Origin of the sequence: Mucilaginibacter inviolabilis (genome assembly GCF_011089895.1) — a bacterium.
GTDB classification, from domain to species: domain Bacteria; phylum Bacteroidota; class Bacteroidia; order Sphingobacteriales; family Sphingobacteriaceae; genus Mucilaginibacter; species Mucilaginibacter inviolabilis.
On sequence record NZ_JAANAT010000001.1, the window covers coordinates 2,519,732 to 2,546,142 of the forward strand.

Consider the following 26,411-nt stretch of genomic DNA (forward strand, 5'->3'; position numbering starts at 1 on the left):
CCTAAAAGGAAGCCTATTTGTGTTATTATCCTTTAGGGAAGGATTATTTCGTTTTCTGCAATTGAAATATTATTCAACAGCAGATCAAGACCATTTTGCATCACCTTATTCAATATATCAATTTCAGTGTCATCAAAAACCGGATTGGGTTCATTTGCCCAATAACCATTGCTTGCGTTAAATAACTTATCATACACCTCATCCCGAATCTCATCCTTCACATCGCCTATAAATTTAAGCTTTGTTGATTCTGAGATATCCGTAAACAGATTCCATAAGTTCAAAAACACATCATAGTCAAATTGAGGATAAGGATTAGTTATCCATTGCTGTATTTTATATATATTGTAATCGGTTACTTCAGTATTTGATCCTCTTATATGATCATTCCAATACCGCAATAGGCCGACCTCTGTTTTAAATGCAATTACTTTAAGATCATCATTAACTAAAACTTCATCTACCTCATTACCAATCCATATAATATATAACTGGTAAAATTTAAAGTCGAGGCGAATGATATAGTAATTATCTCCTTCAAAATGCATCTAATTCAACTCTAATACGCTCTCGCGAAGAGAACCCTTTGTTTAGAAGGAGCTCCTGTCAAAATACATTTGCCTTCTTCCTGTTTGTTATCCAAAGGTATACAACGGATTGTCGCTTTAGTTTCCTCTTTTATTTTTTGTTCGGTTTCTGATGTACCGTCCCAGTGGGCGCTCAGGAAGCCTGGCTGCTCATCCAGCATACGTTTAAACTCGTCCCAGGTATCTACCTCGGTAGTATTTTCGGCACGGAAATCGAAGGCTTTTTTGTAGATATTATTCTGGATCTCTTCCAGCAGGCTTTCAATTTTTTGTGCCAAACCTTCCTGTGTGGTAGTTTCCTTGGTTTTGGTATCACGACGGGCCAATTCAACGGTTCCATTTGTCATATCCCGGCTGCCGATGGCTACGCGCAATGGTACACCTTTCAGCTCGTACTCGGCAAATTTGGCTCCCGGACGGTGGGTATCGCGTTTGTCAAACTTCACAGAGATACCTTTTGCTTTCAGCTCTTTGGTCAGGCCGGCTACGTACGCGGCTATATTGTCCAGTTCTTCGTCGTGCTTGTAAATAGGCACCACTACCACTTGTATAGGCGCCAGTTTTGGTGGCAATACTAAACCAGCATCATCGGAGTGGGCCATGATCAGCGCGCCGATTAAACGGGTAGATACGCCCCATGAAGTAGCCCAAACAAAATCCTGAGCGTTCTCTTTGTTGGTAAATTTCACATCAAAAGCCTTGGCAAAGTTCTGCCCCAGGAAGTGTGATGTACCTGCCTGCAGGGCTTTACCATCCTGCATTAAAGCCTCAATACAATAGGTATCCAAAGCACCGGCAAAACGCTCGTTGGCGGTTTTACGACCTTTTACAACCGGCAGGGCCATCCAGTTTTCGGCAAAGTCGGCATATACGTTCAGCATTTGCTCGGTTTCGGCAACGGCTTCTTCTGATGTAGCGTGTGCGGTGTGGCCCTCCTGCCATAAAAACTCGCTGGTACGCAAAAACAAACGGGTACGCATTTCCCAGCGCATTACGTTGGCCCATTGGTTTACCAGGATAGGCAAGTCGCGGTATGATTGTATCCAGCCTTTATACGTGTTCCAGATAATGGTTTCTGATGTTGGGCGGATGATCAGTTCTTCTTCCAGTTTGGCTTCTTCGTCAACAATGATATTGCCATCGCCATCATTTTTTAAACGATAGTGGGTTACCACGGCGCACTCCTTGGCAAAACCATCTACGTGGCTGGCCTCTTTACTAAAAAATGATTTGGGTATCAGCAGTGGGAAATAGGCATTACTATGCCCGGTATCTTTAAACATCTGATCCAGTACGGCTTGTATTTTTTCCCATATCGAATATCCGTACGGCTTAATGATCATGCATCCTCTAACCGGCGAATATTCGGCCATATCAGATTTTATTACCAGGTCATTAAACCATTGCGAATAATCTTCGTCTTTACTAATAACACCTTTACTCATATTGATTGGAATATATAATTTGACTTGTGCGAATTTGTATATTGCGCCAAATTTATAAATTAAAAGTTATTTGAACTCGAACTTTTCACATACCTGCATATGAAACGGAACATTGCTATAGGAATTTTTCTGATCGGCGCCATGGCGTTGAGTTCCTGCTCCACAACCAAGCTTGCCAATACCGATATCAGCGATGACGTTTACTTTTCAAAAGCCAAGGCTGGTGATGAACCTACTTACGCCGCGGCCGACAATTATAACCCAAACGCGGCACAGGGCCAGACTTATATTGACGATGATGACGATTATTTTTATTACGATGATTATGCATCGCGCATCAACCGTTTCAGCTATTTCTCTCCATTTAGCTTTTACGATAATTTGTACTATGGCTACAGCGATCCCTATTATAACAATGGCTTTAGCTTAGGCTTTAATTATGGTCCCTGGGGTTATGGCTATTCTCCTTACGGCTATGGCTACGGTTATGGTGGCTGGGGACTGGGTTATGGCTACGGCGGCTGGGGTCTTGGCTACAGCTGGGGAGGCCTGGGCTGGGGTGGCTACGGCGGATATTATGGTGGCGGCTACTATGGTGGCGGTTATCCGGGAGGATATTGGGGTAGCAATTACTTCACTTCGGGCAGGCCACGTCCAAACAGAGGGCCGGGCATTCCATTTGGTGGCGGTGGTGGCCGGGGTATTCCCAGTGGCACACCAGGTTATGGCTCACGCGTACCGGCCGGTGGTGGTGGTATAGGCTATATACCTGGCGGCCGGGGCACCAACAACAATTATTCGCGTCCCGCACGTACAGATGCGCGTCCGTCACGCCCGGGTTATCAACAAACCAATGCCGACAATGCACGGCCCGTTACACAACAACAACCACAGTATCAGCCCCAGGTTGATCGCTCTTCTTCTGCTCCTTCCAACAATTCGGGTGGAGGATCCAGAAGCTCCGGCGGTGGCGGTGGAGGTGGTGGCGGCAGACCAAGCAGACCATAAACTTTATTATCCTGAAATTCCATGAAATCATCATGAGTAAGCGCTTATAAAAAATGAACAATTGCTCATGATGACATCATCATCTAAAAAAACCGATCACATCCATGAAAATAAAATATTTACTTAGTATAATCGCTATAGTAGCTGTTACTAAAACCAGTTTTGCGCAGTACTCACAGGATGTAGTCCGCTTTTCGACCTTTCAAAACGGTTCTACATCACGTATCAAAGCCATTGGCAATGCGGGTACCGCTATCGGTGGCGATTTAAGTTCTATTAGCGGCAACCCGGCAGGTCTGGGCTTTTTCACCCATTCAGAGTTCAGCATCACACCTGAATTTAATGGTTCTAAAGTAAACTCCACTTATTTTGGGCAAGCCGGCAACGCCAGTAAAAACAGCGGCAACTTAAGCAACGCTTCCATCGTGTTTTACCAGCGCCTCAATACGGCAAAAGGAAGGGATAAAACCAAGGGATGGCTCAGTATCAATTATGGAGCAGGCTACAGTCGCACCAATAACTTTTATGAAAATATAGCTTATAGCGGCAAAAATGCATCTAACTCCATATCTGATTATTACGCAGGTACGGCTAATAACCGCCCGGATGATGCACTTGCACAATGGGCTTATAAAGATAAGTTGATTGATAATTTCGGCACCACTCAAAAACCCGATTTTGCCAGTACGGTATCTGTACCGGTAAACCAAACCGGGATAATTTCGCGTATAGGTGGTCAATCGGAGTTTGATTTTGCTTTTGGCGCCAACTATAGCAATAAACTATACCTAGGTTTGGGCGTTGCCATAACAGACCTCCGGTACGATTATTCCCGCCAGTTTATTGAAGATGGTACAGCGTCTATCACTAACGGAGGTACAACCGGTACCCCCACGCCCTTTAATTCCAACTACGCGCAAAATCAATCAACCAGGGGCTCTGGTGCCAATGTTAAACTGGGTGTTATTTACAAGCCTGTGGAAGCGGTTCGTTTAGGATTTACCTTCACCTCGCCAACATTTTACAGCATTAATGACATCTATGCCGAAGGACTGGCTACATCAATTAACGGAAACCGTAACCAGCCTAACTCATCTGGCGATTATGCGCTTAATTACAACATGCGTACCCCACTTAAACTGGCCGGTGGTGCAGCGGTATTTATTGGCAAGTATGGTTTTATATCGGGCGATGTAGAATACATCGACTATTCAACAACGCATATCAGCAATAACGACTCTTACGATAATACCGATGATATCAATGCTATTAAAGCCAATTATAAATCGGCTGTCAATGTACATGTAGGCGCCGAGGCCCGTGTAACCAATATGTTTTATTTACGTGGCGGCTATAGCCAGCAAGGCAGTCCTTTTAAAAATAATACCGGCGCAACAGATATAAGCAGCGATATCAAAACGGTTAGCGGCGGTATTGGTTTGCGATTTGGTCAATATTATGTGGATGCTACTTATGCACACATTACTGGTTCCGAAGCATTTTCGCCATACTTAATTAACAATGGAAACCCAACTGCCAATTTTAAAAAGACAAACAATAACGGTTTCCTGACTTTGGGATACAGGTTTTAATTTTACTCGATAACAAAAAAGACGCAGGTGATGCGTCTTTACTATATACTCCTCCGCCGTCCGTGTCCTCACGGGCGGCTTTTTTATGCTGTCAACTGGCGTGAGGACACAATCAGCGAGACGAGCCTTTTCTGTTTATAACCTTAATAAATCATGTCATTGCGAAGAGGAACGACATATTGGTTACCCTCGATTGTACTGTATTTTAATAACTATATCCCCGACACGTCGGCTATCTGCTCGGTTTTTACCAGTTTGCGCACGTCGAAACCTTTATCGGCAGCGCGTACTACCAGTTCATTATAAGTTTGCTCATCGAGCGTTGGCCTGCGGCTCAGTATCCATAAATAATTACGGTTGGGGTGCCCCACTACCGCGTAGCTATAATCTTTAGCCAGGTCAATGATCCAGTATTTACCTTTAAAGGGCCAAAAGAATTCCACGTCGAGTTTCGCGTTGGTATGATCGGTCACAAAAGCCCGTCCCGCGGTTACTTTTAATTTACCATCTTTAATACAACGATTTTTGACGATGACTGAACCATCTTCCGCCAATCCATAAGTTGCCGATGTGCAGCTGCAGCCCTTTTCAAAAATCTGCGGAAAGGCAGCTATCTCAAACCAGGTACCTAAATATTTTTTTAATTCTACGTATTTCACAGTTTCTAAAGGTTTACACCTGGCTTGCAGGGCCAGGGCAGTTAACCCTAAAACAACTGATGTTGCTAAAATCTCCTTTTTCATATCACAACAACGATTATAGCCTGCAAAAAGTTTATCCCAAAAGCGCATATTCTATGCATTTTTCTGCTTTAGATATTTAATTACCTTTGCGCCAATCCATTAAAGTGGGGCCAAAAACAGGTCATGGTGCAGAAAATGAATATCAGTATTTTAGGTTGCGGCTGGTACGGCCAGGCATTGGCAAAGGCATTGATTAGCGAGGGACATACTGTAAAAGGTTCCACCACATCATCGCAAAAAATGGATACGCTAACTGTTGAAGGTATTGATCCATACCTGGTGAACTTTTCGCCTGGTAACGAACATTATGACGATTCCTTTTTTGCCTGCGATGTTCTCTTTATCTGCATCCCGCCAAAAAGCAGGGGCGGCGAACGCCCTGAGTTTATTGATAAGATACAAGGCATCATCAAAGCCATTAAAAAGCACGATGTAAAAAAGGTGGTATTCATCAGTTCTACCGCTGTTTATGCCGATGTAAATGCCGATGTTGATGAATTAAGCAACCCGCAACCCAATACCGAAGCCGGCAGGATCTTACTACAAGCAGAAAACCTGTTCAGCGCAGAAACCACATTTAAAACTACTATTATCCGCTTCGCGGGATTGATCGGTCCGGGTCGTGATCCGGGCAGGTTTTTTGCCGGCAAAAAGGATATTGCTAACGGTAAGGCCCCGGTTAACCTCATCCATCTGGATGATTGTATTGGCCTGAGCATAGCTATTATTGACAGGCAGACATTTGGCTATTTGTTCAATGGCTGTTCGCCAGATCATCCGGACCGGTCTGCTTTTTATACGAGTGCGGCCATCAGGTCGGGATTAGAACTTCCGGAATTTATTGATGAATTGAAGGAATGGAAGATGGTGAAGGGTGTGCATGTGGATGAGATTTTGGGATATCGGTATAAGGTGAGGATTGAATAGCAGTAAGCGGATGTCATGCTGAGCCCCGTCGAAGCATGGTGGGTAGGCCTCTGCGCTCGCCCTTCGACAAGCTCAGGGTGACAGCCTTTTTTCAAGAGGGGAATCGCACATTCCCACGCTTTTTTATCTTCACATCTTCGGCTTATCCCCCATCACAAAAACCAACCGCCCGCCTTTTAAAATATCGGCATGACTGATATCATTTTTCGGATAAGGCTTGCCATTCAGGCTGATGCTTTGCACATATTTATTGACTTCTGATAAACCTTTGGCTTCGATCACAAAACTTTTACCGTTGGCCAGAGCCATGCTTATCTTACTCAACTGAGGTGCCCCGAAAATGTAACGGCCATCTGCCGGATTAACGGGATAAAAGCCCATGGCCGAGAAAATATACCAGGCCGACATTTGCCCGCAGTCGTCGTTCCCCGAAAGGCTATCGGGTTTGTTCTGATAAAATTGATCGGCTATTTGACGTACCAGGCGCTGGGTTTTGTAAGGTTGACCTGCAAGCGTATATAAATAAGCGACGTGATGATTGGGCTCGTTGCCATGCGCGTACTGGCCTATCAACCCCGTAACATCCAATGTGGAACCTTTGCCAAATACTTTAGAGTCCATACTAAACAGGGAATCGAGCTTGGCGGTAAAAGGTTTATTCCCGCCCATGAGTTTGATCAAGCCGGGAATATCCTGCTGTACCGACCATACATATTGCCAGGCGTTGCCTTCGGTATAATCGCCACCAATGGCCAACTGACCACTATCCAGGTTGGCAAAAGGACGCACCCAATCACCATTTGCCAAACGGCCCCGCATCAGGTTGGTCGACTTGTCAAACAAATTTACATAGAACCTGGATCGTTTGTTGAAATAGTTATAATCGGCTGTTTTATGCAGGGATTTGGCCAGTTGAGCGGCGCACCAATCGTCATAAGCAGCTTCCAGCGTACGGGAAACAGCCTCGCGCTTTACCGAGTCGGACGGTAAATAACCATAGCGCATGTAAGTATCCCAGTTGTACTTGGGGCTTTTGTTATTGGTGAGCGAGGCTTTAATGGCATCGAATGCCTTCTCTCCGTTAAAACCTTTGATGCCTTTTAAAGCGGCATCCACTATAGCAGGTACAGCATGATTGCCGATCATGGCATAGCTTTCTTTGCCCCACAAGGTCCATATGGGCAGTAGCTTGGCGGTATTAAAATGCTGCAGCATGGTTTCGATGATCTCTCCATCTTTATCCGGGCACATCAATGTATACAATGGCTGCGCCGCCCGGTAGGTATCCCATAGCGAAAGGGTGGAATAATACACCTTATCTGCCGATTGATGAATTTCACCATCAGCGCCGCGGTATCGGCCATCCACATCGGCAATATTGTTGGGCTGTATCAGGGCGTGGTAAATGCTGGTATAAAAGGCGGTCTTTTGTGAGGGGGTACCTTCGGCCTTCATCCGGTTGAAATAGCTTTCCCAAACTTTGGAGGCTTCGGCTTTAACCTGATCAAAAGTTTTGTTAGCGGTTTCGGCAGCCAGGTTTTTGCGGGCGCCATCGATACTTACACCAGATATGGCTACTTTAATTTCAATGGTTTCGCCGGGTTGGGTATCAAAGTCGACTATCAGGCGACGATGATCTTCGTCAATAAAATGAGAGCCGGTAAAAGCCTTGCTGAACCTCGCGGTGAAATAAACTTTCTTTTCCACCCATTGATTGCTAAAAGCGTAACCACTGACATCGTTTTTTGAATCGATGGTGACACTTCCTTCGGATACGTGCTCTTTCAACTCTTCCGCATTCTCTACCAGTCCACTTTGCATATCGATGAGCAGGTGCGATTGACCGGCTTTGTTGAACGTATAGCGATGCAGACCGGTATGCGCCGAGGCGGTGAGTTGCACTTTGATATCGTTATTATCCAGTATCACTTCATAATAACCCGGTGAGGCTTTTTCATTCCGATGCGAAAACCTGCTAACAAACTGCTGCGGATCTTTACCCTGAAAAGGGAAGAACAGCACATCGCCCAAGTCAACCCCACCTGTACCGCTTAAATGGGTATGGGCAAAGCCGGTGATCACCGTATCCTCATAACGATAGCCGGAGCAATAGTTCCAGCCAAAATTTCCCGTTTCCGGGCTTAGCTGCACCATCCCAAACGGTACCGTGGCACCCGGAAAGGTATGCCCCGTGGCGGAAGTACCTATAAATGGATCGACATATTTACTGTAACTCTGAGCGTAAGCGCCAAGGCATCCGCATAAAAAAAGCATTCCGATCAGCAGGCATTTTCGCATAGCTTATTCTTTATATTCCAACGTTTTGGTGAGCACTACGTCTGCTGCCGAGCGGGCGATCATTACATCAAAGGTTCCCGGTTCGTTTACCCGTTTCATATCCATGTTCCAGATGGCGATATCAAGGGGTGTGATGCTGAACTTTACCGTTTTGGTTTCGCCGGGTTTAAGGGTTATCTTGTCAAAACCTTTCAGGGCCATCACCGGCGTGGTTACCGAATTTACTTTATTACCCAGGTACATTTGCACTACTTCTTTACCATCTACACTGCCTGTATTAGTTACGTCGACAGAAACCTGCACCTGCCCGCCTTTATCAAATGACATCGCCGATACCTGCATATTGCTGTACTTAAACGAGGTATAACTCAGGCCAAAACCAAAAGGAAAAAGCGGATCGGTGGAGGAAAAAACATAATCCTGCCCCGGCTTATCCAGTGAACCCGGGTTATGATAAAAACCCCTGCCAGAACTTACATGATTATAAAACACCGGGATATGCCCCGTAGATTGAGGTATAGACACGTTTAACCTGCCCGATGGGTTCACCTTACCAAATAGGATATTAGCCACCGCATTGCCGCCCCTTTCGCCGGGATACCAGGCTTCGAGGATGGCCGGGATATGTTCTTTTTCCCAGCTGATGCTCCAGGGCCGGCCATGCACCAGCACCAGGATCACTGGTTTGCCGGTTTTATAAATAGCCTGCAACAGTTGCCGTTGTACGCCATCGGGATTGATATCAGTCACATCATAACCTTCGCCGCAGGTAAAAGGATCTTTGGGTTCGCTTTCGGGTGTATGACCATTCCAGCCTATACCGGAGAATACCACACTGGTAGTGCCTAAAACCACCACCACAGCGTCGCTATTTTTGGCGGCAGTAACCGCCTCTGCAAAGCCACTTGTATCCTGGCCAGACAATGCGCTGCCTTTGGCGTAATTGATCTTTATTTTATTACCCACTAATTGTTTAATACCATCCAATAGGGTAGTTCCGGATCGGTTATCCCGGGTGGAGCTATAATCGCCGTATTGTACCTGGTTGGCATTTGGGCCGATCACGGCGAGCGATTTCAGTTTGTTGATATTTAAAGGCAGCAATTGCCGATCGTTTTTAAGCAGAATGATAGATTCTTCGGCTATTTCCTGCGAAAGGGCCACATGCGCCGGGGTATGTACTCGTTTTTTCAGTTGTAAGGTATCAACCAAAGGTTTTTCAAACAAACCGGCCTTAAACTTGGCGGTCAGGATGCGGGCAACTGCAGTATCTATCTGCGCTTCTTTTACCTTACCTGCTTTTACCAGCTCTATCAGTTTACTGTATACATCTGGACTGGGCGCTTCCAGATCAACACCTGCATTGAGGGCCATGGGCGCGGCAGTTTCCGCATCTTTAGCGGTACGTTGAAAACCGTATAACATTTTCAAGCCTTCGTAATCAGAGAACACATAGCCTTTAAAGCCCCACTCTTTACGCAACACCTGCTCCAATAAAAAGCGGTTGGCGTGGGCAGGCACACCGTCCATTTCGTTATAGGATGGCATTACCGAGTAAATATTAGCCTTTTGCACCGCATCGCGGAAGGGCGGCAGAAATATCGACCGCAGTTCCCGCTCACCAATGGATGCAGGCCCTAAATTGATACCAGCCACCGGGATACTATAGGCAGCAAAATGTTTCGCAGTACACATTACCTTATCTTTTCCAATACCGATGAGGCTTTGCTCAGCATCGCCCTGCATCCCGGTTACAAAGGCAGTTCCCAATTGGCTTACCAGGTAAGGATCTTCGGCATAACATTCTTCTACCCTACCAAAACGCGGGTCGCGAATAAGGTCAAATAAAGGAGATAACGCCTGGTCAACACCCGAGGAGGATGCCTCGTAGGCAATCACCGAGCCCATTTGTTTGATGAGTGCCGGATTCCAGCTGCTACCCTGCGCTATGGCCTGCGGAAATATGGTAGCTCCTGCGGCCAGTTGCCCGTGCAGGCACTCGCCTATTTGTATGGGAGGGATACCTAATCGTGTTTTTTCGCGGGCGTACTTTTTGGCTTTAACGGATAGGGATGCTATTTCATTAATCGTAACGAAGGGGCTTTCGCACACACCATAAGCAATGGGATTATCCAGCGAACCTTTTAAGGAGTTCATACTCATCTGCCCTACCTTTTCTTCCAGTGTCATGCGGCCAAGCAAGTCTTTGACCCGGGCGGGCACAGGAGCTTTCGGGTCTTTATAAACCTGGGCATAGGCGGCGGATATGATCAAAAATGCCGCTATCGTTAAACTCCATTTTTTTTGCACCATATTTAATATGATCTATAAATGAAACAGGTATGCCGATGGGTCAAGCAATTTACCATTGGCATCCTTTAACACAAACAATGTCTGCTTGCTGTTGGCCTCATTGGCCGTGTAATATCCGCTAAATTCATAAAAGCCCTTTTTAAGATGTAGTAGTGCCTTTTGCGGCTCTACATAAGTATTTTTTTCACCTGCGATGAGCAATTCATTATCCAGATACAAAGTGGGACTCACCTCAAAACCCGAAGTCAGCTCATAATCGCCTTCGGTGTCAATTTTAATCAGTCCGCTGAATTTAACCAGGGTCAGATCGCCATCACTTACCGGTTGTATCATTGGAGTGGCTGTTGTTATTACGGTTACCGAAACCGGCGTAACAGCTTCCAGCTTGGCATAATTATTTTCTTTGGCCTTGAACAGCTTATAGCCTAAACCAGGTTTCAGCTCAGCTACACCAACTTCCCTGGGTTTAATTTTTATATGTTTTATAGTAGCGCTTTGTAATATGTGCTGTGCGTTCAGGCTCCAGGTGGTGTAGGTTTTCAGTTGCAGGCTATCCTTCAATGTAACGTCGATATTCACAGGGAATGCCACTGCTTTAGCCGTACTATCGGGCATTTTACCGTTGAGCGAATAACGTACCTGTGCTCCAGATAAAGGATATTGCAGTGTTTGTTTAAGCCGGTCGGCATTGGTAATAATATGATCAACACCCACAATATCGGGCAGGCGCGCGTTGAAATTCCAGAGTTTAAAATAAGGATACTGCTGTTTCATTTTGTATTCAAAACGATCGATGTTCTTATTCTCTTTACTGCTCCAGGCCAGTTCTGCCACAGCCAGTGCACGCGGATAAACCATGTACTCCAGATGCGGGGCATTGGGTATTTTTTCCGTCCAGATATTGCCTTGCGCACCTAAAATATAGTCAGCCTCGGCAGGCGTTAACTGGCTCGACTGTGGTTCATAGTTGTACACCATTTGCCAGGTAACCGGCGGGTTCCAGCCTATGGGTTCCAATTGTTCGTTGGCCTGCGGGGCATCAAAATACATATAGGGCAATGGCGTCATCACTACGTGGTGGTGCATGCGGGCAGCTTCAATACCTCCGGCTTCGCCCTGCCAGCTCATTACTGTTGCTGACTCGGCTAAACCGCCTTGCAATATCTCGTCCCAACCCACCAGCTTTTTGTTTTTGGAGATCAGGAATTTCTCAATGCGTTTAATAAAATAGCTTTGCACCTCCTTCTCGTTCTTCAAACCTTCCTTTTTCATGAGAGCAACCGCTGTTGGGCTTTTGAGCCAGTCGACCATTTCGGCTTCATCGCCACCGATGTGTATATATTGATTTGGGAACAACGCGATCACCTCGGTCAGCACATCTTCCATAAATTTAAAAGTGTATTCGCTGGGGTCCAGCATACGTACCCGGTGTTTGGCACCTGTAGAATCCTTGCACCCCAGTTCGGGATAGGCAAATATGGCTGCTTCACTGTGGCCCGGCATTTCAATTTCGGGTAATATGGTCACAAACCGGTCCTGCGCATATTTGATCACATCGCGAATCTCGGCTTTGGTATAAAAACCATCGTTGCCTCCATCTACCAGGTTGTCCAGTTTACGAAACTTTCCTTCTTTAGCATAATAAGCTATTTTGGAGCCAACTTCGGTCAGCTTTGGATATTTATCAATCTGGATGCGCCAGCCTTCATCATCGGTCAAATGCCAGTGCAATACATTGAGTTTATAATGCGCCATCACATCAATGTATTTCTTCACCTCATCAACCGTAAAAAAATGGCGGCATACATCAATACTCAAACCGCGCCACTGAAAGCGAGGCTCATCACTAATGGCACCAACCGGTATCTGTAAGGTCCTGGTAGCAGCCGGAGGCAATAATTGGATAAGCGATTGTACCCCATAAAATATCCCGGCGCCTTTACCGGATATAGTTATTTTACCGGCAGTAATACTCAGGGCATAAGCGCCATCCGCGCCTTTAAGATTACTGCTGATTAATCTTATAGCTGTTGATGGCGGTATTTGGGTATAAACTTTCAGGTTTAACTGCAATTTATAATACCGGGACAGATAGTCTTGTAAGTATTTACCCACCGCGGCGCTTTGCTTATCAACGCCGATAAGCGCGTTGCTATTCAATACAAAACTACCCTTCTGCGTGGTTACATGCAGCGGTTGTGGAATGATGTGCATTTGAGCGGTGGATTCTTTTACACCTAAGCCCAAACAGGTTATTATTAAAAGCAGATATATTTTGCTGAAACGAATCATAAAAGGTATAAAGGTTTAAATTTTAACCGTAATGTTCCTGCGGTACAGGATCCAAACCGGTATAAAAATGATGATCACCGTAAAGATAGCCGAAATAAGCGAGGCATTCTCTGGCGAAAAATTTGGCGTGAGCAAATGAAAATACATGTACGACCAGATATTGGTCTTGTGCCCGTTATCGGTAACCGGGATAATGGATATAATAGCGGGAATAACATCGGCCAGCACATAGGCGGCTATAGCATTACGCCCGAAAGCCAGGAATGGCGGCAACAATTTTTTATAGCCTTTTACATCAATAAGCCAATAAGATACAGAAAGGATAATGATGGCCAACCCGGCGGTGAACAAGACAAAGGAGCTTGTCCATAAAGATTTGTTGATGGGGAAGAAAGTATTCCAGATCAATCCGGCAACGGCCAGCAAGGCTCCGACGTTTGTTAACCGGAGTATCTGGTTGCCGGTTTTTAGCCTATCACTTTTGAGCCAGGTACCGGTAAGCACACCAATTAAACAAGTACCGATAGCCGGGATAGTACCCAGCAATCCTTCCGGATCCCAGGTCTTTGACGCGCCCCAAAGGTGATTTGGGGTAAATACCAGCCTATCAAGCCAGGCCCCCAAATTGGTTTCAGGATTAAGGTTGGCAGGGCCGAAACCGGGTACGGGCACCAGTGTCATGAGCAGGTAATAGCCAATTAAACAGGCAGCAGCAATAATTATCTGCGTGCGGGTATTGGTTTTAATATAGAGTACAGCGGTAATGCCAAAAACAACACCAATGCGCTGTAATACGCCGGGGAAACGTAAATGAGCAAATTGAAAATCGCCGATAAGTGGTAAACAAATTCCCAGCAGGACAATAATAATAGTACGGCGCAGGATGGACAGCATCAATTTTGGATGACTTGCAGTATCCGTTTTTTTAGCTTGCATGGCGTAAACAACAGATACGCCTACCATAAATAAAAAGAAAGGAAAAACCAGGTCAGTTGGTGTGCAGCCGTTCCATTTGGAATGCTCCAGGGGCCAGTAAATATGACCCCAGTCGCCGGGATCATTCACCAGTATCATGGCCGCTACGGTAAATCCTCGAAAAAAATCGAGCGAAAGCAAGCGCGGGCGACTGATACTGGTGGCTTTATCGCCAACGATGGTGTTTGCCATATTTTTTGTTCTCTGTTGATTAAAAATCTTAGACTCAGCTTAAAATGTAATTATTAATTGCCGTTGACTTTAGTCGACGGTTAAAGAAAATATTTTTGAAGGCTTTAGCCCAATTATTCAAGCGATTTTGGGCTAAAGCCCCCTATTTGCAATCATTACTCCGTTGACTAAAGTCAATGGTAATGATTTTATATAATTCACCATATCAGTTAAATCTAATTCTGACAGCGTCTTAGTTAATGTGCTTGCCAAAAGTTTTCAGTGTATACACAAAATGATAGGTACCTGAGCCCGCATTCAAATGCTCATCGTTACCTATTTTTTGGATACCGGTAATTTCCTTTATGGTATTGATATCAAGGCCGCCTTCGGTGATCTGCTCGGTTACTGATGGCAGCACAATCTCGGCGGTGGTATTGGGTGGCACAATAACATCCAACGTAAATATACCATTATCAATGCTCCATGCCGATTTTACTTTACCGTATAATGTTTCCAGTTCGGCCTGCGCGCTGCTCAATTTGCCGCCCGGGTGGGGTGAAATGATGATCTTATGAAAACCCGGCGAATTTTCGTCAGTATTAATACCGGCTATCACACGGTACATCCAATCGCCAATGGCACCGTATGCATAATGGTTAAAGGAGTTCATTCCAGGATCTTCAAAACTACCATCGGGCTTGATGCCGTCCCAGCGCTCCCAGATGGTTGTAGCGCCATGTTTTACCGGATACAACCATGATGGGTACGACTCCTTCATCAACAAGTCATAAGCAATATCGGTATGCCCAAAACGGCTCAGCACATGGCAAATGTAGGGTGTACCCAAAAAGCCTGTAGTAATATGCTCATCATAATCCTGGATATTGTTTACCAATCTTTTTGCTGCTGATTCCCGTAAATTTTCGGGCAACAAATCAAAGTTCAACGCCAGTACATAGGAGGTTTGGGTACCCGATATCATACGCCCATTGGGGGTTACATACTCACTCTGGAAAGCTTTTTTAACATTGTATAGTAATTGCGTGTATTTCTGTACATCATCGCCTCTTTGCAAAATTCTGGCGGCATTGATGAGTAACTGAGTAGAATAGGCGTAAAATGCCTGTGCTATCAGGTTTTTATCGGTCAGGGCGGCTCCATCCTCATAATTAGTTCCGGCATAAAAGAGCCAGTCGCCAAAGTGGTTGCCGGTGTCCCAAAGGTAATTACGGCTGTGGAGCTGGATATAGCCCACCCAGGCCTTCATACTTTCATATTGCTGCTGCAATACCTGTTTATCGCCATAGGCTAGGTAAATAGTCCAGGGGGCAATAGTGGCCACATCGCTCCAACCCGAGGCAGCCGACGAAACACTATCCAATACGTTGGGGATCACATAAGGTACAGCCCCATCTTTGTGCTGATCGGCCGAAAGATCTTTGAGCCATTTGGTAAAAAATCCCGCTACATCCATATTAAAAGTAGCAGTACGGATAAAGGCCTGTGCGTCGCCCGTCCAGCCCATGCGTTCATCCCGCTGCGGGCAGTCGGTAGGCACATCAATAAAATTACCTTTTTGTCCCCATTGTATGTTGTGTTGTAGTTGATTAATGAGCGGGTTTGAGGTAGAGAACTTGCCCGTTTGTGCCATATCTGAATATAAGGCATAGGCAGCAACGTTGGTAGAATCCAGCGGCCCATTATAACCCACCACTTTCAGGTAGCGGAAGCCCTGGAAGGTAAAATGAGGTTCATAGCTTTCTACACTATCGCTTTTAAATACATAGGTGATCTCCTGTTTGGCGGTACGCAGGTTTTTGGTATAGAAATTACCTTTCTGATCAAGCACTTCGGCATGGAAAAGCCGAACGGTATCGCCGGTTTTGGCTTTCAGTTTAAATTGTACCCAACCCACCAGGTTTTGCCCAAAGTCTATGACTCTTTCGCCGGCGGGGGTAGTGAAAACTTTAAGTGGTAAAAACCTCTCATGTTTTTTTACCGTAGGACCAATGGTAGTGATCAGGTTACTTTTAATGCTTTCGTCTGTTTTTACGGTGTCCCAGGTAGCATCTTTGTACAAAGGCTCTGTCCATCCGCTTTTTTCTTTGCGGGCATCATAAACCTCGCCATCGAAAAACGACGATGAGCGGATAGGACCATAAGCTACCTTCCAGCTTTTATCTGAGGTGATCAGTTCGCGTTTACCGTTGCTATAAACTATCTCGAGCTGATATAACAGGGCCAATTTTTTACCGTACACATTCTTTTTACGATTGTAGGTATAGCCCCGGTACCAACCGTCGCCTATGGTTACACCGGTAGCGTTTTCGCCTCTGCGGAGTAGCGAGGTAACATCATATACCTGGTATTGCAACCGTTTGTTATAACTTGTCCAACCGGGTGCGAAGTAATCGTTGCCTACCCTTTTACCGTTTATCTGTGCTTCAAATACACCATGAGCGGTAATATATAAGTGAGCGGCGCGTATTTTACGATCGAGTTTAAATGTTTTGCGGAACATAGGGCTCGGGCCGCCTGTGGTATCAGACAGGTAATTATCCTGGATCCATTTGGCCGACCAGTCTTCCTGTTTCAGTAAACCCATTTTCCAGAAGTTTACCATACTCCAGGGTGTTACCTGGTTTTTATTATTCCATACCCGTACTTGCCAGTAACATTTTTCGCGCGAGGTAAGCATCGGTCCACCGTAATATACATGAGCCGATTCATCTGAAGGAACCTTACCCGATGTCCAGATCAGATCTTTGCCTTTGGTTAACGATACAGCGTTGGTACCTACCCGTATCTCGTAATAAGTTTGTTGTATGTTACGATCCTGGGTTATCAGTTTCCAGCCCATCCGCGGGTTGGCCGCATCAACAGCTATGGGGTTAATTTTATACTCACATATTAAATTATCAACCCTAAAATTAACAGGCGCATTTTGAGCCTGCGCAAAACCCCGGCAACAAATAAAAAGTAATATTACGATACTCAGGCCCGCCTTTTTGAGCGTACCTGTTTCGGCTATGTAATTCATGCTACTAAATATAGCTTAAGAACGGTTTTTGTTTGTATATATAACATATTTTTTAGCCTCAAAAGTAAATATGATGGCATTGTTACAAATACTGCTTACACTACATATAAACGTATTATGACCCCATAAAGGTTTTACAGGATCATAAATACCTGTTAATGTTCCAATTGTCCTTCGTTTAACGGATACTGGAAAAGCAAACGAATATTAGTATAAGCAGCTGAGTTCACATTCCAGTATGGTTTCTTGATCGCTTTTTCCCTGGCACCATGGGCTGTCATTACCGCTACCGCTTTTCCGGTACGCAGGAGGTCAAACCAGCGGTGGTTTTCGAAACATAGCTCGATTTGCCTTTCATGCGCCACAGCAGCGCGAAAATCTTCTTGATTAGCCACATTCAGCGTAGCATCAGCATTACCGGCACTTTTATCAGGTAAGCCGGCACGCTCTCGCACCAGGTTTAAATATCTGAAGGCGTCACCACCGCCTGCAAAACCCTGCTCATTCAGGCATTCGGCCAGCATCAGATACACATCGGAGTAACGATACACCGGAAAATTATTACCGGTGATACCTTTAACCGCACCAATACTCTGGTATTTTTTGATGTAAGGCATGATAATACCATATTGATCTGATGTAAAAGTTTCATCAACCGATGCAGCTCTTCTTTTATCATTGGGTTCATAAGCATCCAGCAAATCCTGGGTAGGTATGTTCCAACCATTTTGGGCACCATTATCTAATGTATGCCCCGTTACCGATGTATCATATACATCCCAGGGTGCAAACGTGTCAATAAAATCGCTACCCAACCCATTAGGTCCCTCAATATATTGGATCTCAAATATCGATTCGGGGCCATTTTCTTTGTTGATATCAAAATTATCGGCGTAATTGGCGTTTAAGCTATAAACATTCGACGAGATAACAGCCCGCAGCAATGGCACGGCCAGATCAAATTTTTTCTGGGTCATGTATACTTCGGCCAGCAGGGTTTCGGCCGTGCCTTTGGTAACCCGGCCTTTATTGCCTAAACCCGAATAACTAAGGGGTAATTTGGCTATAGCATCAGTAGCATCGGCAATTATCTGGGTGTACACATCGGCAGCGTGGGCTTTGGTGGCCCCTTTATAAGCATCACCTACCGATTGAGTTTCTGTTAATACCAGCGGTACATCACCAAACATCCGCACCACGTTAAAATAGTTAAAAGCGCGTAAAAAACTGGCCTGGCCACCTATCGTATCAGCAATGGCAGCAGGCAATTTAGCTGCGGGTAACCGGGCAAGAATCACATTGCATCTCCCTATAGCGGTATAGCAGGAACTAAAAAAAGCACCCACCATGTCATTATTGTTTAGTTCCCTGAATTCGTCTATCTCCTCTTTATTAGTGCCGGAGCGATCGTCCGGATCAAATTCATAGGAGGTATTGTCTGATCGCATTTCGCCCATCGCCCAAAAAGAGCCTGTATATAAACCTTGCAAAGGTGCGTAAGCGCCATTAACGGCCTGCGTAAACTGGGCAGGCGTTTTGTAAAAATTTTCGGCATTTTGGGTCGAAGTTGGCTGACGGTCCAAATAGTCCTTTTTGCAGCCGGCTATCCCGGCAGCGGTAAGGATCAATAATATATATAAGTATTTTTTCATGTCTTCAGTTATTAGTTTATTGGTTCATTGGTTTAAAAATCTTTGATCCTTGTTCCAAAGATCCTTGCTCCCAAAACCCCTCTAAAAAGTTACGTTACAGCCCACGGTATAAATAGCAGAAACAGGGTAACCGGTAAAATTCACATTTGGTGAAAGAGATCGGTTCCCTTCCTGCCCATCAATACCTACCTCGGGGTTACCACCTCTGTAACCGGTAATCAGGATAGCATTCTGTGCGCTGAAATAAACCCTGAAATTTTTACTGAATTTGGTTTTAAAGTTGTACCCAAGGTCAATATTCTTAACCATGAGATAAGAGTTGCTTTCTACCCAGTACGAGGGATAATAATCACGGGCCAGGTTAGTATTGGATACCGTTGTTGGCAAAAGCCCGGCGCCCGGCTGACTGGCAGAACGCCAGCGTTGTATCACAGATTGCTCCACATTGAACACCCCATCCAGATTGGTGGTAAACTGCTTGTATACGTCAAACACATGGCCACCTACAGAACCAGCCGAAATGATATTCATATCAAAGTGTTTGTATGAAAAGTGGTTATTAAAACCGAAGGTAAATTTTGGCCATGGATTGCCAATCGGCACCTGGTCGCCGCCATCAATTACCCCATCACCGTTGACATCCTTGTAGCGTATATTACCCACCTGCTCGCCATCAAAATGCGGATATTTGTCTAATTCGGCCTGGTTCTGGAATATCCCCTGGAATATATAACCGTAAAACTGCCCCAGCGGCAGGCCTACCTTGGTAATATTAGTTGGGTTATCGTTGGCGGGGGCATCATATATCTGTTGAGTTGGCCCCAAACTCAATACTTTGTTACGGTTAAAAGATATATTCATATCTGTACTCCAGTTAAACCCACTGCCTATAATATTTTTGGTGGTTAGCGTAAACTCCCAACCACGGTTACGCACATTACCTACGTTTGATAAAGCGTAACCATAGCCCGACACAATAGGTACCGGAATGTATTGCAGCATCCGCTGGGTATAGCGGTTATAATACTCTGCGATTAAATAAATGCGCCCTTTCAGCAGCGAAAGGTCCATGCCGATGTCAAGTTGCCTGGTGGTTTCCCAACCCAGGTCGGCATTGCCTAATGTGGTTATGGATTGGCCTGGTGCAAGGCCGCCGCCAAAGGTGTAATTGGTTTGATCAATTGATCCTATGTAATCATAGTTACCTACATTATTATTACCGGCAAGACCATAACTGGCAGTAAATTTCACCTGTTCAATAGCCGGTATTTTTGGAAAGAAGGATTCGTCAGAGATCCGCCATCCGCCTGATACCGAAGGAAATGTTCCCCATCGGTGTCCCGGAGCAAATCTCGAAGAACCATCACGGCGGATAGATCCGCTTAACAAGTATTTATCTTTATAAGCATAATTTACACGGGCGATAAGTGACAGTAGCCGCCAGTCCTGATCATTATTGGCATCCTTTGGAGCTGTTATAATGGTTGCAGCTCCAATTGACTTGACAACATCATCCGGATAGCCTGTTCCGAAGGTAAACCGGTTATGATCTGTTTCCTGTTGAATGGAATAATCGCCAAATACGGTTAAAGTATGATTGCCCCAAGTTTTTTTATAGTTAACGGAATTTTCATTAAGCCAGTTAAGGGAATTTACCGAGGTAACTGAGCCAATTGCCTTTACCTGCGTACCATCGATGTTATGATTGTTGAATGCGCCCAGGAAAGATGGTCTGAAATAATCCTGCGATTTGGTTTGATAATCAACCCCAAAGGTTGACCTGGCGGTTAATCCCGGGATAATCTGCCATTCTGCATAGGTATTGGCTAGTATACGAAATTCATTTCGTTTATTGGTTGTATTTACCAGTTCGCTTACCGGGTTGGCATTTTGGAATGTACCGGGCGAGCCTACTACATTAGTATACGAGCCATCGGGTTGTTTTACGGGCACCAGCGGGCTTTCCAGATAAGCCTGGCTCAGCACCGCAGATTGGAAATGCCCATCTGTTTCCTGCAATTTACGAAGGCTGTAAGTTGGCGCTATACTTAAACCCACAGTTACGTTTTTGGCCACCTGAGCGTCCATATTACCCTTTAAGGAATATCTTTTAAAACCGGTATTCAGCACCGTGCCTTCCTGATCAAAATAGCCTAAGGAAAATAAAGACCTTACCTTATCAGTACCATTGGCAATAGTTACATCATAATTTTGCATGGGAGCCACCCGGGTAACCGCATCAAACCAATCGGTGCCTTTACCCAGCGATGCCGGGTTTTTATACGCATCTGGTATAGGGTCATTGGTGCCGTTAACTTTGTTGGCGTCCTGTATAGCCTCCGTACGCCACTGTGCAAACTGAGAGGCGGTCATCATTTTGAGCTTACTTTTGGGCAATATGGTCTGGATACCAGTGGATGTATTTACAGTTACTGATGACTCTCCTTTTTTAGCCCTTTTGGTGGTGATCAATATAACACCGTTTGCCCCGCGTGAGCCATATATAGCCGTAGAAGCGGCATCTTTTAACACGCTGATATTTTCAATATCATCGGGATTAATGGTGCTGAGCGGATTGGAGTACTGATCAAACCCGGGGGAGATAGGAAAACCGTCGATTACATACAAGGGATCGTCGCCGGCACCCACTGAACCCGCGCCACGGATATTGATAGATACACCACCACCTGGGGTACCCGTTACCTGGTTCACGGTTACGCCGGCCAGTTGCCCGGCCAGCTTCAGATCAACACTAGCCGCTTTGATCTCTTTGATGTTCGACATTTTAACTGTTCCCACAGCGCCGGTTACATCTTTCCGTTCCTGATTACCATAGCCTACCACCACTACTTCGTTTAATTGGGTCTTATCTTCTTCCAATACCACATCGATAGAGGTTCGTTTATTTACAGGTTCTTCTTTGGTTCTGAAACCCACAAAAGTGAATATCAATACGGCGTTATCATCAGCCTGTAAACTAAATTTACCGTCGGTGCCAGTGGTTGCTCCAATATTTGTTCCTTTTATTTTCACATTAACACCCGGTAACGGTTGATTTTGAGAATCCTTCACCTGGCCCGTTATAGTTATGGGTTCCGGAGGAGCTTCTGTGAAACTTTTAGCCCTAAGCTGTAAACAGCCCGTGATCAGTAATAAACCCGTTAGTTTTAAGATTAAAAATAGCTTGGAGGTTGTTGTCCGGGGCGCATATAATACCCTACTCGTAAAGTTTAATTGCATACCTTGGTTGTGTTTGGTTAATGTATTGGTTAATGAAATTCGGCTAAACCGGTTTGGCCCATCTATGTCAAAAAGTATTATCTACTCCACTTTTTGTTGATGAATGTTAAGCTGCTGAGGCGGTGATTTTGTTGATGTTTATCCATAGTTTTATATTTGGTTTTGATAGTGATACAATGCTATTTTATAGCTTATCATATGAAATGATAAGCTGCAAATACTTCACAATAAAGGTTAATTTGAGTTGTCGGCCTACAAATAACCTGTATAACAAACAGTTATAAGACCAACAAAATATATAGGAATTGGTTGTATTAAATTGAAATAAAATTAATTTTAACTTAACGCGCGTTGCAGAATAAGAAAACTGATTGGAGAAATAAACAGGTTTTTGCAGGTTGATTTCTCTGAAAGATATACTCAACCTGAAACATGATATCTCTAAACAACAAGGGTGTAAGTTATTTCCTAAAATCGAAAACCTGTCGAAGTACTTTTCCCGTATCTGTGGTATACATCTGATATACACATCTATCTAAACTTCCTTTTATGATAAGCAGGTTCATTAATTTTGCAATAACCACAGAGCGCACTATGGTTAAATGGAAGGTAAAAAACGGGCTTAGCATATTGCGGGTTTCTTTAGGGATTGTTTTTATCTGGTTTGGTGCCATCAAATTTTTTCACGGATTAAGTGCCGCCGAAGTAATTGCAGGAAAAACCATTTATAAATTAACTTTTGGTTTGGTTAAGCCCATTGTAGCTTTGCCTATACTTGCCTGTTGGGAGTGCACCATAGGTTTAGGACTCATTTTTAAACGATGGCTTAGCTTTACTTTATTATTGCTTTATTTTCAAATGGTGGGAACCATGTTGCCTTTATTCTTTTTTCCGCATGATACATGGACTGTTAATATTTTTGTTCCTACTTTGTTAGGCCAGTACATTATCAAGAATCTGGTACTGCTATCAGCGGGAGTGGTTATTGGTGCAACTGTGCAGGGTGCTTGTTTGATGGAAAAAAATGAACCAATTGAAACTACGGACAACATGATCTGCTAGGTACTTAAAAGAGATAGCAGTATTTACTGTTATGAACAAAAAAGACCGCTTCTCAGCGGCCTTTTTTGTTACTTATTGGAGATATATTTATGATAATATATTGTTAGCCAAAGCCAACTCTTCGGCAGTTACCGTGTGCTGACGGCCCTTATATATTTTCAGGGTAACGTTGGCGTTGAGCTTTTTGATCAGGCTCACCGTTTCATTTACACGGCTAACAGGCACATGCGGATCAGGATCGCCGGTGGTAATGAGTATCAGGGTTTGATCAAAATCGCCTTTATAGTTTTCATTGATCAGCCTTTCACCTATCAATCCTCCTGTAAAAGCTATCACACCACCATATTTACCGGCATTGCGAGTCACATACTCCAGCGTTAAACATGCTCCCTGCGAAAAACCAAGGAAATAAATATTCTCCTGCGTTATGCCCTGCTGCTTGATATCCTCCACCAAACTACCAATCACTTCCAGCGCCGAATCCAATGCCGGCTGGTTATCCGCTATCGGCGCCATAAAGCTATAAGGGTACCAGCTGTGTTCGGTAGCCTGTGGTGCAAAAATGGCATAACCATCCAGTTGCAGGTGATCTTTTAAAGTGAGGATACTCACCGCCGATGCCCCACGCCCATGCAGCATGATCATGGCTTTTTTGGCCTGATCTGCGGGCTCGCCCGCGGTAACTATCTGTTTACGATGCGTGTACATGATTTTATATTAATGAAGGTAACGATTTTTCCAGATCCTCGCGAATATTCTCATATTGTGCTGGCAATTTTAAACCGCTACCCAATTGATCAACCGGTTCATCAACAGAAAAACCAGGATTATCGGTAGCCAGCTCAAACAATACGCCACCCGGTTCGCGGAAATACAGCGAGTAAAAATAATTCCTGTCGATCTTGTCGGTGATATGTAAACCCAATGCAGCAATCTTTTCGCGGTATTGCATTAATATCTCCTCATTTTTAACACGGAATGCTACGTGGTGTACCGAACCTCCGGCTACATGACCTGCAACTTCTCCGGCTACTTCAACCAGATCAACTATGGCCGCGTTATCTACCGCATCGGTTACAAAGCGGAAACGGTTCACATGCTGTTCCAATAATTTATAACCAAACACATCGGTTAATATTTTGGCTGTAGCATCCATTTTATTGGTAGTGATGGTGATGTTGTGGAAACCACGGGTAGCATTTTCTGCTTTCACCTCTGCGGTTTCCCAGGGCAGCCTGCTATCGGCAGTTTTGGGGACTATCAGTTCCAACTTCAATCCATCCGGATCCAATAAAGTAAGGTATTGTTCGCCAAATTTTTCGGCCGGTTTGTTATACAGTACATTATTAGCTTCCAGTCTTTTTAACCAAAAATCCAAACTGCCTTCGGGTACGCTATAACCAATTTCGGTAGCCTGACGTGCACCTCTCCTACCGGCGGTAATACCTTCCCATGGAAAAAAAGTAAGGATGGTACCAGGTGTACCCAACTTATCACCATAATACAGGTGGTAAGTTTGCGGATCATCAAAGTTTACTGTTTTTTTAACCAGCCTTAAACCCAAAACACGGGTGTAAAAATCATAGTTTTTTTTGGCGTTACCTGCAATTGCAGTAATGTGGTGGATGCCGTTTATTGTATTTTCCATTATCTTCCTTTCGTGATCAAAAATTAATAATTGTTTTAATTGATGATTCAAAGTTACCGTGTAAAACAAGGTTTACACTTAATGTAGGATAAGAAATAAAAGGGAGATTTGGAGCAAGGATCGAGACGACTCACCCCGACATCGCTGCGCTTGTCACCCCTCTCTCCGCTTCGCGCATAGAGGGGATCTTTTTCACCCTCTTTCCGGCGAAGCCGAAGAGAGGGTCGTCCAACGAAGTGCAGACGGGGTGAGTCTAGACCGCGTTTCTCGGCATGTAAATAATAATGAAAGTTCCTATCAAGGCTACTAACGCACCGATGATATCATATTTATCCGGACGAAAACCATCCACTTTCCAGGCCCAGAGCAGGGCCAATACAATAAATATACCGCCATACGTAGCATATACCCTACCAAAGTTTGCGGTTTGCCAGGTGGCTACCACACCGTAAAGGGCCAGTATTACACCGCCTAAAAGGCCATACCACCATGGTTTGCCTTCTTTTAACCATTGCCAAACCAGGTAACCGCCGCCTATTTCAAAAAGGCCGGCCAGGATAAAAATGAGTAGTGATCTGATAACGGTCATTATCCTTCTGCTTTGGTACTGAACAGAAACACCGCCGATTCGCCCAGGATCACCTGGTCGCCTTCGCTCATAGGGTGACCGATCTGCGTAGAATTCAGCTTAATCATTTTCCCATCAGCAGCAATATGGATTTTAGTTTTGTTACGGGGAGGCACACCACCTTCATCAGCAAATATCATGAAGCATTCCGAGTCTTTATTCCATTCAATATGGGCGTGCTGTCTGCTAATGAATTTATTGCTTTCATCTTTGCTGTCAGCCGGGAACACCAATTTGTTTAGCCGGAAAGAACCATTATCGGTTACCGCTTTTTTATCGCGACCGATGTTTATTTTATCGTCGGTGGCCTTGATCATGTATTCCTCCTGCTCGGCTTCCCCATTCAATATCCGGATATAAGCTACTGCTGATGACGCGTTATGCATTACCTGCCGGCGGGTGTGCATCAGGAATGCAGCATCCAGGTCCGGAATAGAGTTTGCTTCCGGAGGTAACTCATCCACAAATTCCACCTCAATTGTCCAATCAGATGGTAAGTCAAGCGCATAATCATCGGCAATTTTTTGCACCTCGTTTCTGAATTTTTCTTTCTCGTGAATATAAACTGCGCCTTCATACAAGTGCTTGTCCTCGGCACTTGTTGCTATATAGAGCAGCAGCTCCTTGATATGCCCACCCTCGCCACCTTCTACTTTTTGTAACGACTCTTTGATAAAACGCAAAAGGGCATCGCGCAGACTTTTCACATCCCAATCGCGTTTCTCGCCCTTATTTCTGAATAATTTAAATGCCATATTTCCTTTTTTTGAGTAAGGATTTTGGGATC

At 44.7% G+C, this 26,411-nt stretch carries 18 protein-coding genes; 4 read left to right on the forward strand and 14 right to left on the reverse strand.

The features are described from left to right. Nucleotides 1-32: 32 nt before the first annotated feature. Nucleotides 33-548 (reverse strand): hypothetical protein, encoded by a 516-nt coding sequence (locus G7092_RS10330; protein WP_166088863.1) that lies wholly within the window; start codon nt 546-548, stop codon nt 33-35. A gap of 11 nt (nt 549-559) precedes the next feature. Continuing rightward, nucleotides 560-2,032, reverse strand: a complete 1,473-nt coding sequence (gene proS / locus G7092_RS10335; protein WP_166088864.1) for a proline--tRNA ligase — start codon at nt 2,030-2,032, stop codon at nt 560-562. 99 nt (nt 2,033-2,131) lie between these two features. Here proS and G7092_RS10340 point away from each other — a divergent pair, with 99 nt between their 5' ends. Further along, nucleotides 2,132-3,040 (forward strand): hypothetical protein, encoded by a 909-nt coding sequence (locus G7092_RS10340; RefSeq protein ID WP_166088866.1) that lies wholly within the window; start codon nt 2,132-2,134, stop codon nt 3,038-3,040. A 104-nt stretch (nt 3,041-3,144) separates the two neighbouring features. Next, nucleotides 3,145-4,632 carry an OmpP1/FadL family transporter gene (locus G7092_RS10345; protein ID WP_166088868.1) on the forward strand — a complete coding sequence of 496 codons (1,488 nt, stop codon included), beginning with the start codon at nt 3,145-3,147 and terminating at the stop codon, nt 4,630-4,632. Between the two features lie 212 nt (nt 4,633-4,844). Here G7092_RS10345 and G7092_RS10350 read toward each other — a convergent pair whose 3' ends face one another. Beyond that, on the reverse strand, nt 4,845-5,375 hold the full coding sequence (locus G7092_RS10350; protein ID WP_166088870.1) for a lipocalin family protein: 531 nt from the start codon (nt 5,373-5,375) through the stop codon (nt 4,845-4,847). Between the two features lie 135 nt (nt 5,376-5,510). Between G7092_RS10350 and G7092_RS10355 the strand changes: the two genes are divergently transcribed. Next, nucleotides 5,511-6,302, forward strand: coding sequence for an SDR family oxidoreductase (locus G7092_RS10355; protein ID WP_235953807.1), 792 nt, complete (start codon nt 5,511-5,513; stop codon nt 6,300-6,302). A 129-nt stretch (nt 6,303-6,431) separates the two neighbouring features. Here the strand turns inward: G7092_RS10355 and G7092_RS10360 are convergent, their stop codons facing one another. The 7 genes from G7092_RS10360 to G7092_RS10390 form a co-directional block, all read right to left on the reverse strand. Next, nucleotides 6,432-8,600, reverse strand: coding sequence for a GH92 family glycosyl hydrolase (locus G7092_RS10360; protein WP_166088875.1), 2,169 nt, complete (start codon nt 8,598-8,600; stop codon nt 6,432-6,434). A 3-nt stretch (nt 8,601-8,603) separates the two neighbouring features. Then, entirely contained in the window at nt 8,604-10,913 is a 2,310-nt protein-coding gene (locus tag G7092_RS10365; protein ID WP_166088877.1) for a glycoside hydrolase family 3 N-terminal domain-containing protein, read from the reverse strand. Between the two features lie 12 nt (nt 10,914-10,925). Next, the gene (locus tag G7092_RS10370) at nt 10,926-13,205 is read right to left on the reverse strand and encodes a beta-N-acetylhexosaminidase (RefSeq protein WP_166088879.1); all 2,280 of its coding nucleotides are present in this window, start codon (nt 13,203-13,205) and stop codon (nt 10,926-10,928) included. Between the two features lie 15 nt (nt 13,206-13,220). Next, nucleotides 13,221-14,372 carry an acyltransferase family protein gene (locus G7092_RS10375; RefSeq protein WP_166088881.1) on the reverse strand — a complete coding sequence of 384 codons (1,152 nt, stop codon included), beginning with the start codon at nt 14,370-14,372 and terminating at the stop codon, nt 13,221-13,223. A 232-nt stretch (nt 14,373-14,604) separates the two neighbouring features. Beyond that, nucleotides 14,605-17,394, reverse strand: coding sequence for an alpha-L-rhamnosidase (locus tag G7092_RS10380; protein WP_166088883.1), 2,790 nt, complete (start codon nt 17,392-17,394; stop codon nt 14,605-14,607). Between the two features lie 155 nt (nt 17,395-17,549). Continuing rightward, complete coding sequence (locus tag G7092_RS10385) at nt 17,550-19,046, reverse strand: RagB/SusD family nutrient uptake outer membrane protein (RefSeq protein ID WP_166088886.1); 1,497 nt, start codon at nt 19,044-19,046, stop codon at nt 17,550-17,552. Between the two features lie 81 nt (nt 19,047-19,127). Further along, complete coding sequence (locus G7092_RS10390) at nt 19,128-22,286, reverse strand: SusC/RagA family TonB-linked outer membrane protein (RefSeq protein ID WP_166088888.1); 3,159 nt, start codon at nt 22,284-22,286, stop codon at nt 19,128-19,130. Between the two features lie 549 nt (nt 22,287-22,835). Here G7092_RS10390 and G7092_RS10395 point away from each other — a divergent pair. Continuing rightward, complete coding sequence (locus G7092_RS10395) at nt 22,836-23,348, forward strand: DoxX family membrane protein (RefSeq protein WP_166088890.1); 513 nt, start codon at nt 22,836-22,838, stop codon at nt 23,346-23,348. Nucleotides 23,349-23,435: 87 nt separating this feature from the next. Here G7092_RS10395 and G7092_RS10400 read toward each other — a convergent pair whose 3' ends face one another. The 4 genes from G7092_RS10400 to G7092_RS10415 all read right to left on the reverse strand — a co-directional run bounded on the left by G7092_RS10400 (nt 23,436) and on the right by G7092_RS10415 (nt 26,379). After that, nucleotides 23,436-24,056, reverse strand: coding sequence for an alpha/beta hydrolase (locus G7092_RS10400; protein WP_166088892.1), 621 nt, complete (start codon nt 24,054-24,056; stop codon nt 23,436-23,438). A 4-nt stretch (nt 24,057-24,060) separates the two neighbouring features. Continuing rightward, nucleotides 24,061-24,996, reverse strand: coding sequence for a ring-cleaving dioxygenase (locus tag G7092_RS10405; protein ID WP_166088895.1), 936 nt, complete (start codon nt 24,994-24,996; stop codon nt 24,061-24,063). 253 nt (nt 24,997-25,249) lie between these two features. Then, complete coding sequence (locus G7092_RS10410) at nt 25,250-25,585, reverse strand: YnfA family protein (RefSeq protein WP_202985252.1); 336 nt, start codon at nt 25,583-25,585, stop codon at nt 25,250-25,252. Beyond that, nucleotides 25,585-26,379, reverse strand: a complete 795-nt coding sequence (locus tag G7092_RS10415) for an FHA domain-containing protein (RefSeq protein ID WP_166088897.1) — start codon at nt 26,377-26,379, stop codon at nt 25,585-25,587. The genes G7092_RS10410 and G7092_RS10415 overlap by 1 nt, the downstream gene beginning before the upstream one ends. Between the last annotated feature and the right edge of the window lie 32 nt (nt 26,380-26,411).